General features: G+C 44.6%; 14 protein-coding genes. 11 read left to right on the top strand and 3 right to left on the bottom strand.

The window, feature by feature from the left end:
• Positions 1-84 precede the first annotated feature (84 nt).
• Positions 85-435, top strand: a complete 351-nt coding sequence (locus MSG34_RS16430; protein WP_048659072.1) for a HopJ type III effector protein — start codon at positions 85-87, stop codon at positions 433-435.
• 134 nt (positions 436-569) lie between these two features.
• On the opposite strand, the gene MSG34_RS16425 is transcribed toward MSG34_RS16430, so the two are convergent.
• Positions 570-878, bottom strand: coding sequence for a DUF1289 domain-containing protein (locus tag MSG34_RS16425; RefSeq protein ID WP_082243058.1), 309 nt, complete (start codon positions 876-878; stop codon positions 570-572).
• A gap of 159 nt (positions 879-1037) precedes the next feature.
• Here MSG34_RS16425 and yegD point away from each other — a divergent pair, with 159 nt between their 5' ends.
• The 4 genes from yegD to MSG34_RS16405 all read left to right on the top strand — a co-directional run bounded on the left by yegD (position 1038) and on the right by MSG34_RS16405 (position 5770).
• Positions 1038-2390: a molecular chaperone gene (yegD, locus tag MSG34_RS16420; RefSeq protein WP_248338582.1), complete on the top strand. Its 1353-nt coding sequence runs from the start codon at positions 1038-1040 to the stop codon at positions 2388-2390.
• A 491-nt stretch (positions 2391-2881) separates the two neighbouring features.
• A complete protein-coding gene (locus MSG34_RS16415) occupies positions 2882-4009 on the top strand; it encodes a porin (RefSeq protein ID WP_248338580.1) in 1128 nt (375 codons plus the stop codon).
• Positions 4010-4354: 345 nt separating this feature from the next.
• Positions 4355-4987: a fumarylacetoacetate hydrolase family protein gene (locus tag MSG34_RS16410; RefSeq protein WP_050621719.1), complete on the top strand. Its 633-nt coding sequence runs from the start codon at positions 4355-4357 to the stop codon at positions 4985-4987.
• A 150-nt stretch (positions 4988-5137) separates the two neighbouring features.
• On the top strand, positions 5138-5770 hold the full coding sequence (locus MSG34_RS16405) for a LysE family translocator (protein WP_248338578.1): 633 nt from the start codon (positions 5138-5140) through the stop codon (positions 5768-5770).
• A 107-nt stretch (positions 5771-5877) separates the two neighbouring features.
• Here MSG34_RS16405 and MSG34_RS16400 read toward each other — a convergent pair whose 3' ends face one another.
• Positions 5878-7584 (bottom strand): phospho-sugar mutase, encoded by a 1707-nt coding sequence (locus MSG34_RS16400; protein WP_248338576.1) that lies wholly within the window; start codon positions 7582-7584, stop codon positions 5878-5880.
• A 453-nt stretch (positions 7585-8037) separates the two neighbouring features.
• Here MSG34_RS16400 and coxB point away from each other — a divergent pair, with 453 nt between their 5' ends.
• From coxB to MSG34_RS16380, 4 genes are read left to right on the top strand one after another with little or no spacing between them, the layout of a single operon-like run.
• Positions 8038-9240: a cytochrome c oxidase subunit II gene (gene coxB / locus MSG34_RS16395; RefSeq protein WP_248338573.1), complete on the top strand. Its 1203-nt coding sequence runs from the start codon at positions 8038-8040 to the stop codon at positions 9238-9240.
• Positions 9237-10898, top strand: coding sequence for a cytochrome c oxidase subunit I (ctaD, locus tag MSG34_RS16390; RefSeq protein WP_017061756.1), 1662 nt, complete (start codon positions 9237-9239; stop codon positions 10896-10898). The genes coxB and ctaD overlap by 4 nt, the downstream gene beginning before the upstream one ends.
• Positions 10899-10909: 11 nt before the next feature.
• Positions 10910-11539, top strand: coding sequence for a cytochrome c oxidase assembly protein (locus tag MSG34_RS16385; protein ID WP_048612911.1), 630 nt, complete (start codon positions 10910-10912; stop codon positions 11537-11539).
• A 38-nt stretch (positions 11540-11577) separates the two neighbouring features.
• Positions 11578-12462, top strand: a complete 885-nt coding sequence (locus MSG34_RS16380) for a cytochrome c oxidase subunit 3 (RefSeq protein ID WP_009845661.1) — start codon at positions 11578-11580, stop codon at positions 12460-12462.
• 19 nt (positions 12463-12481) lie between these two features.
• Here MSG34_RS16380 and MSG34_RS16375 read toward each other — a convergent pair whose 3' ends face one another.
• Positions 12482-12712, bottom strand: coding sequence for a DUF2909 family protein (locus MSG34_RS16375; RefSeq protein ID WP_248338571.1), 231 nt, complete (start codon positions 12710-12712; stop codon positions 12482-12484).
• Between MSG34_RS16375 and MSG34_RS16370 the strand changes: the two genes are divergently transcribed.
• A complete protein-coding gene (locus MSG34_RS16370; protein WP_248338569.1) occupies positions 12600-13547 on the top strand; it encodes an SURF1 family protein in 948 nt (315 codons plus the stop codon). The genes MSG34_RS16375 and MSG34_RS16370 overlap by 113 nt on opposite strands.
• A gap of 69 nt (positions 13548-13616) precedes the next feature.
• Positions 13617-14225, top strand: a complete 609-nt coding sequence (locus tag MSG34_RS16365; protein ID WP_248338567.1) for a hypothetical protein — start codon at positions 13617-13619, stop codon at positions 14223-14225.
• The last annotated feature ends 51 nt before the right edge of the window (positions 14226-14276 follow it).

Raw genomic sequence — 14276 nt, 5'->3', positions numbered from 1 at the left:
GCTGTCTCAAGTAAACAACGGCTTACTCTTGTCGTAAAACAAGATACACTGCTGACAGATATATATTTGATGGAGAAATAGTAAATGGAACTGGAAACCTTATTAAATACTCTGGCTGAAACCCCAGAAGCCGTGCAATTTGAAGATACAATGCAAGTGATCGAAGCTCACTATGACTTTTCTGAGAGCGAGTTTCGCAATGGTGAGGTAGTGAACGCTGCAGGGCAGAATAATGGTTCGTGTAAGATTTTTGCTTTTGGTTTAGAGCAAGGCCTATCAGCAGAGCAGACTCTTGCTTGTTTTGGTCAATTTTATCGTAACGACGTGCTAGGTTTTCCTGAGAACAGCGACCATCAAAATATTCGTAACTTTATGGTTCATGGCTGGAACGGTATCCAGTTTTCTCAGCCTGCGCTGGTTGCAAAAGCGAAGTAGACACTAACCAGGTAGCGATCAGGTCGAAACTTAATCTCAGTATTTTGAAGCGAGAAAATAACCTCTCGCTTTTTTTGTCTATGTTGAACTGGCCAGTAACTTGCTATCCAGTAACTTACTAAATGGGCTTTAAACTACTGAACAGGCAAAGCAGACAAGCACTTACGACACATACAAACTCCAGCTTTTGGAATATCGCTAGTATCTCGTTTTTCTAGCTCAAAACACCAACACGTATCTTTACCCGCACTGATATCGCATTGAGCTGGCTCATTACACTGTGGACATTGGTGAGTCGAACTCGCACCTGTAAGGTTGTCCATGACAGATACTCGCTCATCTTCAGATAAGCCTTTCCAGCCTATAATCTCATCCATTGTTCGAAAGCAGCCACTACACATTCCGCCATTATTTTTACAAGCCGCTCGGCAAGGTGTTTTCATTTATCTAACCTGTGATTCATTTGGGCTGAAATGTAGCATATTTGTTTACTCTTGAAGAGCCGTTAGGCTAAGAAATTACTCAGTTAAATTTAGAAATGACCTCGTAATTTTTAGGCTTTTCATGTAACATCTCGCCCCTTTTGTTGAGTGGGGGATATTATGTTTATTGGATTTGATTATGGAACAGCGAACTGTTCTGTCGCGGCGATGGTTAATGGAGAGCCAAGCCTGTTACCGCTCGAAGGTAGCAACCACTATATTCCCTCAACCGTGTTTGCGCCTACTCGTGAGAGTGTTTCTGAACATCTATTCCGTCACTTGAATATCAAGCCGAGTGATGCGATCGGTGAGCAAGTATTACGACGTGCGATCGCTCTGAACAGAGAAGAGAGTATCGACCTAGTGCCAGAAGACATGGCATTTGGTCAGGCTGCGTTGGACTTATATTTAGAAGATCCTCGTGATGTTTATTATGTTAAGTCCCCTAAGTCTTTCCTTGGCGCGAGTGGACTGCATGATGTGCAGGTGAGTTTTTTCGAAGATTTAGTGTGTGCCATGATGGCAAATATCAAGCATCAAGCCGAACTCACGACTCAAGAACAGATCAAGCAAGCTGTTATCGGCCGACCAATCAATTTCCATGGTCGAGGTGGTGAAGAGGCGAACAGACAAGCTGAAGACATCCTCACTCGCGCAGCTAAGCGAGCAGGTTTCCTTGATATCGCTTTTCAATTTGAGCCCGTAGCCGCAGGTCTTGATTACGAAAGCACCTTAACTGAAAATCAAACGGTATTGGTTGTCGATATTGGCGGTGGTACCACCGATTGCTCATTATTAGAAATGGGACCAAGTTGGTCTGGTAAAGCGGATCGTACCCAGAGCTTGTTGGCACACAGTGGACAAAGAGTAGGGGGTAATGACCTCGATATCTATCTTGCGTTCAAACAATTGATGTCACCTTTTGGTATGGGTAGCAAAGGCATTTCGGGTATCGATATGCCACTGACTCAATTCTGGAATCCAATTGCGATTAATAATGTTGAAGCTCAAAAGAATTTCTATTCAAGAGAAAACTTAGCAGCATTGAAATTACTTCGTAAAGAAGCGTCAGAGCCTCAAAAGCTAGAACGTTTGATGAAGGTCTATCACGACACTTTGGGCTACGGTATTGTGCGTAGAGCGGAAGAAGCCAAGATTGCGCTGGCAGAATCCTCTCAATATCGTGCTGCGATTAATGTTGCCTCTGAACTGGTCGAGGTAGATATCTCAGTCGAACAGATGGTTGAAGCGATTGAAACACCAAAGTCTAAGATGGTTGAGTTGGTTAAAGAGGCGATTCAACAAGGCCAGAAAAAGCCAGACGTAATCTACATGACGGGTGGTTCAGCTCGTTCACCGGTACTTCGTGAAGCCGTACAACAAGCTGTGCCGAATGTACCGATTGTGAGTGGTAATTACTTCGGTTCAGTAACTGCAGGTTTAGCTCGTTGGGCTGAGGTTTGCTTCAAATAAGAGTTCAATGATGAGTTAAGAAGGGCAACCAGTCGCTGATTGGTTGCCCTTTTTTTGTCTTTTCTCCAGTGAACTTTCTATTGAGCCACTCTTCCTAGCTTAAATCGAGAATTGTTTCACAAAGCTAAATATTTCAGTCGAGTTCTGAATGTTACAAAATGTTTCAATGGGAGAGGTGTGTACCTCAATGGTCTGATGAGTGAACCGTCGGTTCGATTTTTAATGCTTTATTAGTGATTAAAAAATCAAAAACAATCAAAGTATTTGTCTAAAAAGATGAAAGGGTTTGTCAGTGGATCCTTATCTATCACTTTGTTTTAAAGGTATTTTTATTTTTGATAGGTCGATTTTTTTTATTTTATATATTTTAATGCAACTTTCCTGCCATTCGTATATTACGGTTGGGCTGCTTGTTAAATGCAGGTAACAACTTCTCCGTAAGCACGAGGTTGTTAGTGAATAACTCACCCAGTTACATAATGGATATGACAATGAATAAGAAACTTTTAGCGCTAGCAATTTCTGGTGCAGTATTTGGTACACAGGCAGTTGCAGTAGAACTTTACAACGAAGACGGCACAACATTCTCAGTTGGCGGCCACGTTTCAGTAAACCTAAATGGCTCTGAGAGCGGCGATACAGATGTAGGTGCTAACTCACCACGTATCAACTTTAACGCTACTCAAGAACTGGGTAACGGCTTTACTGCTGACGCTAAAGGCGAGTGGGCACTTAACTACCTTGAAGGTGGTGAAGAGACGTTTACAACTCGTCTAGGTTACGTTGGTGTTACTCACGATGACTTTGGCCGCGCAGTAGTGGGCACTCAGTGGGCTCCTTACTACGATGTAGCTGGCGTTGCTGATATGCCAATCGCATTCGCGAACGACTTCATCTACGACAACCACGGTTCTCTTGGTACAGGTCGTGCAGACAAAATGGTTTCTTACCGCAACGGTTTCGATCTAGGCGAAGCAGGTAAAGTAACTATCGGTCTAGGCTGGCAAGGTACTCAAACTGTGTCTGATATCTATTCAGTAACAGAAACGGACTTAGATTATGTTGACTTTGATGATGCGTCATACACATACGGTATCAACACTGAAGTTAAAGATCGTACTCAAGTAACTCTAGGTTACGAGATCATGGGTGCTAAGCTTGGTTACGGTTACAACACTGGCGATATCAAAACGATGGGTGAGACTGAGACTGCATCATCTCACGTATTTTCTGCAGCGTACGGTTCGTACGGTAAAGGTCTTTACCTAGCAGGTGTTTACGCTTCTAATGAATACATGAACTCAACTTCTGGTTCAGTAACTGCTGGTGACATCAAAACAACTGCTACAGGTCTTCTTGCTGAAAGTGATGCATACGAGCTATTGGCTGCATACGCACTAGACAACAGCCTAAACTTCATCATCAACTACGAGATGGTTGAAGGTCGTGTAGCTACAGGCGAGTCAAAAGACACAGCTCGTGAAGAGCTAGCTCTTCAAACTGAGTACAATTTCACTCCTAAGTTTGTTGGTTACGCTGGTTACCAGTTCGACCTAAACGACGACAACGGTCGTAATACTGATGATAAGTGGACTATCGGTGGTCGTTACTACCTATAAGTCGAAGACTTATTTAGCATAGTGTTTACTCCTTGAGTTTACCTTTAGGATACTGTCCTAGACACCATGCTAAGCCCTCTCAAGCCTTTTGGTTTGAGAGGGCTTCTTTCGTTCTATACGCACCTGTTTTAGCTTTTCCTTCATGTTCCCTTGCTATTCATTTCGTCTACGTAGCTATGACTCTTGTCATCAGTTCTCATATGTTGCGATCTTCGGATAAAAGTATTTAAATCATTTAATTGAGCTAAAGATCAGAATTTAGATATTGGTAACCATCTTGTCGAAGACTCTCATTTTATGATGCGTTAAACTCTGCACTCCAAAAAAATAGTTCAGGGATAAACTATGAGCAGTGTTGTCGATCAGGAACAGCTGATGAATTCGAAACGAGCAGCAACTCCAACCAAGGTGCTGTGTGTTGGGCGTAACTATGTCGATCACATCGAAGAACTCAATAACGCAATTCCAGACTCTATGGTGGTTTTCAATAAACCGAGCACCAGTGTTACGTCATCTCTGTCTTCTTTTCATCAAGAAGCGCTGCACTACGAAGCAGAAATCTGTTTTATCGTTGAAAATGGCCATTACTCAGCTGTGGGTTTAGGGCTAGATCTCACCAAACGTGAATTACAAAGTAGCTTAAAAGCGAAAGGCCTACCTTGGGAGCGCGCCAAGGCGTTTGATGGTTCCGCTGTCTTGAGCCGTTTTGTACCCATTGATAACTTAGATCTCTCTGACTTAAATCTAGAGCTATTTATTAACTGTGTTCGCGTTCAAAAAGGGCATGTAGAGCAGATGCTTTACTCTCCACAGACTATTCTCGAAGAGTTATCTTCTTACACGACTTTGCTCGATGGTGATGTTGTAATGACAGGCACACCTAAAGGTGTTGGTGAGGTCCATCGAGGTGATATCTTCCTTGGCCGTCTAAAGTGTGGTGAAACGACATTGATTGAGATTGAGTGGGTAGCGAGTTAATTAATACTCCATGTTTAGTTAATAAATTGGTTTGAATGGTTAAAGTTAGTTTTTAATTCGTACAATTAACCCTCTTACAACTAATTGCATCTGGAAGGGTTTTGGTAATTGATATAAAATCCGTCTCCGTTTTTATCAATACTGAAACCCATGATCGACTTAGCCATCTTACCTGTTTACCTGACAGCCGTTGTTGCACTTCTTCTTTTACCTGGCCCTGATATGTTACTCATCGCAAGCTCAAGTATGAGCTATGGCCGCAAGGTTGGTGTGTTCGCAAGTTTAGGTAATGCGACTTCCGGAATCATCCTGACAGTATTGGCAGCAATGGGTGTTTCAGCGTTGATCGCAATGAGCCCAATAGCGCTTAAAGCTCTACATTTGTTAGGCGGCGCGTACTTGTTGAAGATGGGATGGGACTGCCTGAGAACAGAGCAGGGTGACGCGCCTGAGTTAAGCGATAACTTTGCAGCAAAAGCCTACTATCAAAGAGCGCTAATCAGTAACCTGCTTAATCCTAAAGCGTTGGTTTTCTTTGTGATGTTTCTGCCTCAGTTCGTGTCGACGAATATTGAAGCGACTTCTGGTGAGCAGATGCTCGTTCTGGGTTTATTACTGAATGTTCTCGGCTTAACGTTTAACTTTTTGCTGGTGGCGTTAGTGGGTACGATTGGTAAATCTCTCGTAGAAAACGCGAAGTTTCGTACCTATCAACAGAAAGTCATGGGCGGAGTTTTCATCGTGTTAGCTATCTGGATGTTGTCTTCTTTCTTTACTTCGTAGATGAATCAAATCAGACATCTTCTCGTGGTTAGCCACTGAGACAAAAATGGACGCTTCGAGCGTCCATTTTTTATATTTAACCGTTACATGTTGAACGCGCTAAATCGCTATGAATTCAACTCTTTTTGGTGTTGTTCAATCAGTTCCTCCATGTACTTTTCACCGCGCAGGCGAGTGTCTTCATAGGTTTCTGTCCCTTCAAACTTTGTCACTGTTTCATAATAGACTTTCACTTTTGGCTCTGTGCCTGAAGGTCTTACGATAATGCGTGAACCATCCTCGAGGTGATAGATGAGTACGTCACTTGCAGGTAGGTTAATCGCTTCAGTATTGCCTCCAATAACGAAGCGTAAAGAAGACTGCAGATCTTCAATTACAGAGATAGCGACACCGTTGATTGCTTTAGGCTGTGCTGAGCGGAGCTTAGAACCAATTGATGGTGAGTCTGGGTCAAGGGCAATACTTCGCTGCGCGTTGGTGTGAACCCCATGTTCAAATGAAATTTGAGCGAGAAGATCCCAAATCGTTCGACCTTGCGATTTTAACTCTTCAACCAATTGAGCAAACACGACGATAGCAGACAGCCCATCTTTGTCTCGTACTTGAGTACCAATTGTGTAGCCTAATGCTTCTTCATAGGCGAACAAGAAGTCGTTCTGATCATCTTCCAATTGCATGCCAATATTCGCTAACCATTTAAAACCTGTCAGCGTTTGGAAATAAGTCGCCCCGTGGGATTGAGCCACCTTTTCAAGCAAGGATGAAGATACTATGCTGTTTCCAACTAATTGGTTTTTGGTGTGAGGCTTTGATAACAAGTAATGCGCGAATAGCACACCAACTTGGTCACCTGTTAGCATTTTGTATGAGCCATCATCTGTTCTCACTGCAACGGCAAATCGGTCTGCATCTGGGTCATTGGCACAAGCAATGTCGGCATCGACACTTTTTGCTAAGTTAACCACCAGATCCATCGCGCCTTTTTCTTCCGGATTCGGGAAGTTGACGGTCGGGAAGTTACCATCGGGCTCTCTTTGTTCTGCAACGCTGAATACCTTATGGAAACCAGAATCATGAAGTAGATCCTCAGCCATTTGTGCGCCCACACCATGCATTGCGGTATAGGTGATGGTGGTGTTCGCCGATTCGATCTCGTTACTCACGTATGGGCTCTGATTGATCGCAGCGCGGTACGTTTGATAATAGCCTTCAGTCAACCACACCAACTTACCTTGTGTTTCAGCATCGCTTAGGCTCATTAAAGGGAGCGGCTTAGTTGACGCGATCTCGATTTCAGCGGCAATGCCTGCATCGTGAGGAGGAATGATTTGAGCGCCATTCTCCCAATACACTTTGAAACCATTGTATTCCGGTGGGTTGTGGCTGGCCGTCACCACAACGGCAGCTGCGGCGTTGAAGTGCTCAATACCAAAGGCAACGATAGGGGTCGCTGCGACATTCGAGGTTAGATAAACCTTAATGCCTAAAGCCGTGAGCACGGAAGCGGTATCAATCGCGAACTGCTTGGAATCTAAACGGCCGTCATAACCGACGACCACACCGCGAATGGTCGCATTAGCGACATGTTCGATTAAGTAGTGGCCGAGCCCGGTTGCTGTTTCCTGTATAACTAAACGGTTCATTCGATTTGGGCCGCATCCAACTTTTCCTCTAAGTCCTGCCGTTCCGAATTCTAATCGTTGGGTAAAGCGGTCTTCAAGTTCGTCGTGCATTCCCTCATCGATGAGGTGTTGAAGTTCTTCACGAGTTCTTGGGTCTGGGTCTCTCGCTAACCAATTCATTGCATCTTGCATAATCACTAAACCTATTAATGTCTGTATGACTTACTGTTGATTTAATTTAAGTGATATTGATTATCATTTCCATGAAAGCAATCGTAAAACTCGATATAAAATAAATTCCAACGGCAAGAGGGCACGTAGATTAAGCCACTTCAAATAATTGACTGTTTAGTAAGTAAACTTACCTTGAACAATTGGATATCACTAACTAGCCTTTTACATAAATATAACAAAATTTAACAAATTCGCCGTTTTTGAATCTTTCATGGAAACCTCCAACGCTTTTGAACCGTATTAGTTCTTGGGTTATATGAGGTCAGTAGCCTGCTCACAGGCTAGTTCCATGTGAGTTGTAGATTGAGATTCAGCCTTTTCATGTGTAGCCGGAATAACAATGAATGTTGTCCAGCTCGCAACGACATTTAGGTCGCAAGTATCCAATTAGGAAGGACAAGGAGAGATCTTTTGAAAAGATTACTGGTTAGGCTAGCGTGGCTTTTGAAGAGTTTTGTTGTGCTTTTAGTATCGCCTTTAGTGCACGCAAGCAGTGATTACAATATGACTCAAGGCGTCACTGAGATCAGTGGTAAGGTGTATGAACTTCATATGCTGATCTTCTACATCTGTTGTGCGATTGCCTTTGTGGTTTTTGGTGTGATGTTTTATTCGATTTTGAGGCACAGGAAATCGAAGGGCGCCGTTGCTGCCCATTTTCACGAAAGCACGACAGTCGAAATTCTTTGGACCATCATCCCTATCATCATCCTCATCGCTATGGCGATACCCGCGACCAAAACCTTGATCGCGATGGAAGATACCTCCCAATCAGATCTGACCGTTAAAATCACTGGTTCACAATGGAAATGGCATTACAGCTATTTTGGTGAAGACGTCGAATTTTTCAGCCTTCTAGCGACTAGTGACAAAGAAATTGAAGGCCTCGAAGTGAAAGGCGCGCATTACTTGCTAGAAGTTGATAAGCCGCTTGTACTGCCTGTTGACCGTAAAGTCCGTTTCTTGATGACTTCCGACGATGTGATTCACTCATGGTGGGTGCCAGCATTCGCCGTTAAGAAAGATACCATTCCAGGTTTTATCAATGAGGCTTGGACTAAGATAGATGAGCCTGGTGTTTACCGAGGGCAGTGTGCAGAGTTGTGTGGTCGTGCCCATGGTTTCATGCCGATCGTGGTGCATGCGATGGAAGAAGATGAGTTTGACGCATGGCTAGCAGAACAGAAAGAGTTGGCGATAGCCGAACAACAAGCCGCGAAAGATGCATTAGACGCGTCACTTTCTTTGGCGGAGTTGAATACCATCGGTGAAGAGGTTTACAAAACTCGATGTGCGGTTTGTCACCAAGCAAACGGTGAAGGTATTCCCGGAGCATTCCCTGCCATCAAAGGAAGTCCTATTGCCCTTGGCGATGTGGATGTTCACATCGACACCATTGTTTATGGTCGTGGCGGAACGGCGATGCAAGCATTCGATAATCAGTTAACTGAGAAAGAAATCGCAGCGGTAGTGACTTATCAACGAAACGCTTGGGGTAATGACACCGGCGATATTGTTCAGGCTTCAGATATCAACGCTTATAAGGCCAAGCAAGAAGGCAGTTCTGAAAGCTCAACGGATGATGCACAAAATGATGCTAAGGATCAGTTATGAGTTCACCAATCAATAAGCCGGTGAAATCGGCTCCAGCAGAAGATCAAGTACTGAGCCATTCAGCGGAAGGCACCTTGGGCAATAATGATTTGCCTGTTGATGATCACGACTCACATGCGGCACCTAAAGGCTGGGCTCGTTGGCTGTATTCAACCAATCATAAAGACATTGGTACACTTTATTTGTGGTTCAGCTTTGCAATGTTCTTAACGGGTGGCGCCATGGCGATGGTTATCCGTGCGGAGCTGTTCCAACCGGGTTTACAACTTGTTGAGCCAGATTTCTTCAATCAGATGACGACTGTTCATGGTTTAATCATGGTATTCGGTGCCGTGATGCCTGCATTTACGGGTTTGGCTAACTGGATGATCCCTATGATGATCGGTGCTCCAGATATGGCGTTGCCGAGAATGAACAACCTCAGTTTCTGGATCTTGCCTTTTGCGTTTCTAATCTTAATCGGATCTTTGTTTACAGAAGGGGGCGGCCCGAGTTTTGGGTGGACCTTCTACGCGCCACTCTCGACAACTTATGGCCCAGACAGTACCGCGCTATTCGTATTCTCAGTTCATATTATGGGGATCAGTTCGATCATGGGGGCGATTAACGTGATCGTGACCATAGTGAACATGAGAGCGCCGGGCATGACTTGGTTCAAGCTACCGATGTTCGTATGGACTTGGTTAATTACCGCTTTCTTGTTGATAGCCGTGATGCCCGTGCTCGCGGGGGCTGTGACTATGGTACTGACTGACAAATATTTTGGGACAAGCTTCTTTGATGCCGCTGGTGGTGGGGACCCGGTGATGTTCCAGCACATATTCTGGTTCTTTGGGCACCCCGAAGTGTACATCATGATCTTGCCGTCTTTTGGTATTGTCTCTGCAATCATCCCTGCATTCAGTGGTAAGCGCCTGTTTGGTTATCATTCGATGGTTTATGCGACCTGTAGTATTGCACTGTTGTCATTCTTGGTTTGGGCACACCACATGTTCACCACGGGTATGCCAGTATTTGCCGAACTTTTCTTCATGTATTGCACCATGTTGATAGCGGTGCCGACCGGTGTGAAAGTCTTCAACTGGGTGGCGACCATGTGGCGGGGGGCTTTGACCTTTGAAACCCCAATGCTGTTTGCGATTGCCTTTATTGTTCTGTTTACGATTGGTGGGTTATCTGGATTGATGCTCGCTATCGTGCCAGCTGATTTCCAATATCACGATACCTATTTTGTTGTGGCTCACTTCCACTATGTTCTGGTAACAGGTGCCGTGTTCTCGATTATGGCTGCTGCCTATTATTGGCTGCCTAAGTGGACCGGACATATGTACGATCACAAGCTCAGCCTGTGGCATTTCTGGACGTCGGTGATTTCAGTCAATGTACTGTTCTTCCCGATGCACTTTTTAGGGTTGGCGGGCATGCCGCGTCGTATTCCAGATTACGCCATTCAATTTGCTGACGTTAACCAAGTCGTGTCGATTGGTGGTTTTGCCTTTGGGTTGTCTCAGCTGATTTTCTTATGGCTAGCGATTAAGTGCGTAAGAGGGGGAGAGCCTGCACCAAGCAAACCTTGGGATAGAGCTGAAGGTCTTGAATGGACAGTACCAAGCCCTGCGCCTCACCACACCTTTACTCATCCACCGAAAGTGGATTAGAGGGCAGAACCATGAGTGATAAGCAAAGCGATCCCAATCAAGATAAAAAACAACCAAAGCGCCTGTCTAATAAGCGATCGACCAAAAAGCTAACGGGCTACTTGGTGTTAAGCGTGGTTGCGATGTTTGGCTTCGGTTTCGCTTTGGTTCCGCTCTACGATGTGATGTGCGAGGCTTTAGGGATCAATGGCAAAACTAATACTGTTTCAGCGGTTCAACCTCAGGGAATGCAGCCAGACTACTCTCGTACGGTCCGCGTTGAATTCATGTCCCACATCAAGCCAGATATGCCATGGCAGTTTTCGCCTGAGGTTAGAGTGTTAGAGGTTCATCCTGGTGAGGTGGTTCAGACTAACTACATTGCCAAAAACCTTTCTGGATCCTCATTGGTTGGCCAAGCCGTACCATCGGTTTCTCCAGGCATGGGGGCAACCTACTTCAATAAGATGGAGTGCTTTTGTTTCAATCAGCAACCATTGGACGGGCATAAGAGCGCAGAAATGGGTTTGATATTTTACATTGAGCCTGACATTCCTGAATCAATACATACGCTTACGCTCTCTTACACGTTATTTAATATCACGAATGAGGTGGGTGCAGCGGCCAATAAATCTGAGCCTAACGTACTCGCAAGTAACTAGGGATTTACAGAACCAGTATCAACAAAAGGAGTTGAGCGATGAGTTCTAAAAAGGAAGTTTATTTCGTTCCACATCAAAGTCACTGGCCATTAGTGGGTGCTGTAGCGCTGTTTTTGGTCGCGGTTGGCGCTGGCTTGACGGTGCAAAACATGGGCACCGACGCCGCAGGTGGAGTATTTGGCAAAGCGGTGTTGTTAGTCGGGTTTGCAGTGCTGCTTTACATGCTCGCAGGTTGGTTTAGCAACGTGATCACAGAATCATTGAGTGGTCTCTATTCTGAGCAGATTTCTCGTTCTTTTAGACAAGGAATGAGTTGGTTTATTTTCTCTGAAATCATGTTCTTCGGCGCTTTCTTTGGAGCGCTTTTCTATGCTCGAATGATTTCTGTGCCTTGGATTGGTGGCGCGGGTAATAATGAAATGACCCATGAAGTATTGTGGCCGATGTTCCAATCGATATGGCCATTAACGACTACCCCTGATGGCGTCACGACACAAGCCATGCCTTGGCAAGGTATCCCGCTTAAGAACACCATTATTCTGCTGCTTTCCTCTGTGACGCTGCACATGGCACATATCAGTCTTGAACAAAATAAGCGTATGGCTTTGATCGTCTGGTTGGAGATAACCATTGTTCTGGCTGGCTTCTTCTTGTTCTTCCAAGTTGAAGAGTATCTTCACGCTTATCAAGAGATGGGGCTGACACTTCAGTCTGGCATCTACGGTAATACCTTCTTTTTACTGACTGGGTTCCATGGTTTACATGTTTGTTTAGGAACCATCTTTTTGATTGTGTTGCTGGCAAGGGTTGCGAAAGATCACTTCACTCCGAAAGACCACTTTGCGTTCCAAGCGGGCAGTTGGTATTGGCACTTTGTTGATGTGGTTTGGTTAGGCCTGTTTGTGTTTGTTTATGTGCTTTAACGGTTGAGCCTATAGGGGATTAATAGGGGCGAGGGTTGGGAGTTATCACTCCTGATCCCAAAGCAAGTAATAAAAGTAGCACGACAACGGCTGACCACATGACACGACGACCCAAGAAGTGACTGAGTCTTTTTCCATTGTATTTGCCCGAGGCGATTTGGATTAGACCTTTCATCAAATTGAAAGCGATAAAAAACAGCAAAGCGACCAATACGACTTTAAATAACAGTACAAAGGTAGATGACGCCATAGTGATAACTCCAAACCGATTGATTGATGATGAACACAAGTTCCGCAGTAAAGGTTTTTGGATAGCGGTTGTTTTAACTGTGGTTTCAGTCGGCGCTTTAATCAAGTTAGGTTTGTGGCAACTCGATCGTGGTAACGAGAAATTACGTTATGAACAGCAATTAGCTGAGAGAGCACAGCTATCGTCACAACCTTTAGGTGTCGTTATTTCTGAGATGCGAGAGCTGGGTTTATCTGGCCAAGAGTCATTAAATCCTCAAACTCTAAATGGGTTAAAGGCGGATGTTGAATTAGTCAATACGAGTGGTTTGATGCTCTTGTTAGACAACCAGATAAACCAAGGAACGGTAGGGTATGTGATTTACATGTTGGGTAAGGTTCGTCTTGAAGATGAAAACCAGTCCTTAGTAGCTGAAACCCAGTCCTTAGTGGCTGAAAAACAGTTGTTGATCGATCTTGGGTTTGTTCCGGCAAGTAATGACAGAAGAGAACTGCCGCAATTAGGAAGCATCACTGTACCAACCAAAATGTCAGGGCGCTTGTATACACGCTCGGTGAATCCTTTAAGTCATGAGTTGGGTTTAGAAAATACGACACCGAATAGAATCCAAAACCTAAACATAGCAGCGTTATCACAGTACACAGGGCAAGAAGTGCTGCCCTTTGTCTTCCAACCTCTGAGCTTAGATTCCTGGCCATATGAGTTGTTATGGCGCCCGACGGCGATGAAATCTGAGAAGCACTTTGGTTACTCGTTTCAATGGTTTGTAATGGCTGCTGTACTTCTGTTTTTGATGTTGTTGATTGGTTTCCGATATTTTAAGAAAAATAGCTAGATGAATTAGAAGTAGGCACTTGAAGTTTAAATAGCGACTTAAAAGCAGCGCCTACAACAAGGAAGAAAGATGGATAAATCTCAAGCACAAATGAACAGGGAAAGTACCGATGCAAACATGGCCGAGCTTAAAAGCCGCCGAACTAAGGGACGTCTGGTATTAATCGGATTAGTTTTGATTTTTGCTTTGCCTGCGATTATTGCCAAAACCGTGTTGGACCAGAATTGGTACACCTCAGGTGTCACTAACTCGGGCGAATTGGTTGAACCAAGAACCACACTAGCGGATTTCGGCGTAACGGTACCCATGGCAGGAGATGGGTGGTTAGTGGGTTATATCGCGCCGATGGAGTGCGAAAGCTTGTGTGAACAACAGCTTCATTATTTGAATCAAAGTTATTTAGCGTTAGGGAAAAACAAAGAGCGAGTGACCGCCGTTGTTTTTGTATCGGAAGGCAACTCGTTATCGGGTTCGCTTGATAAGCCGGATCTGTCTTTGTTAGCTGGTGGCGATCAGTTAAGTACCGAGTTTGCGCCGGCTTCCATTGTCATTATTGACCCACTAGGACAGTTGGTTATGGAGTACAAAAGCGTGTCGGAACCGTCGCAGCTAGTCGGGCAATCCAAAGGCATGATTCATGATTTAAGAAAGCTACTTAAGCTATCACGAGTTGGGTAGTTGAGGGCGCGAGTGCTTGAGCTTAAGCAGCGAAAAGGGAATAAGTATAGG

Origin of the sequence: Vibrio sp. 1CM2L, from assembly GCF_023161695.1 — a bacterium.
In the GTDB taxonomy this organism is placed as follows: Bacteria; Pseudomonadota; Gammaproteobacteria; order Enterobacterales; family Vibrionaceae; genus Vibrio; species Vibrio coralliirubri.
This window is presented reverse-complemented; position numbering and strand designations above follow the sequence as displayed.

What these genes read in the sequence shown, in the direction of transcription:
- MSG34_RS16430 (WP_048659072.1), top strand. Translation starts at nt 85, where the DNA reads ATGGAACTGGAAACCTTATTAAATACTCTGGCTGAAACCCCAGAAGCC.
- MSG34_RS16425 (WP_082243058.1), bottom strand. Translation starts at nt 878, where the DNA reads ATGAAAACACCTTGCCGAGCGGCTTGTAAAAATAATGGCGGAATGTGT.
- yegD (WP_248338582.1), top strand. Translation starts at nt 1,038, where the DNA reads ATGTTTATTGGATTTGATTATGGAACAGCGAACTGTTCTGTCGCGGCG.
- MSG34_RS16415 (WP_248338580.1), top strand. Translation starts at nt 2,882, where the DNA reads ATGAATAAGAAACTTTTAGCGCTAGCAATTTCTGGTGCAGTATTTGGT.
- MSG34_RS16410 (WP_050621719.1), top strand. Translation starts at nt 4,355, where the DNA reads ATGAGCAGTGTTGTCGATCAGGAACAGCTGATGAATTCGAAACGAGCA.
- MSG34_RS16405 (WP_248338578.1), top strand. Translation starts at nt 5,138, where the DNA reads ATGATCGACTTAGCCATCTTACCTGTTTACCTGACAGCCGTTGTTGCA.
- MSG34_RS16400 (WP_248338576.1), bottom strand. Translation starts at nt 7,584, where the DNA reads ATGCAAGATGCAATGAATTGGTTAGCGAGAGACCCAGACCCAAGAACT.
- ctaD (WP_017061756.1), top strand. Translation starts at nt 9,237, where the DNA reads ATGAGTTCACCAATCAATAAGCCGGTGAAATCGGCTCCAGCAGAAGAT.
- MSG34_RS16385 (WP_048612911.1), top strand. Translation starts at nt 10,910, where the DNA reads ATGAGTGATAAGCAAAGCGATCCCAATCAAGATAAAAAACAACCAAAG.
- MSG34_RS16380 (WP_009845661.1), top strand. Translation starts at nt 11,578, where the DNA reads ATGAGTTCTAAAAAGGAAGTTTATTTCGTTCCACATCAAAGTCACTGG.
- MSG34_RS16375 (WP_248338571.1), bottom strand. Translation starts at nt 12,712, where the DNA reads ATGGCGTCATCTACCTTTGTACTGTTATTTAAAGTCGTATTGGTCGCT.
- MSG34_RS16365 (WP_248338567.1), top strand. Translation starts at nt 13,617, where the DNA reads ATGGATAAATCTCAAGCACAAATGAACAGGGAAAGTACCGATGCAAAC.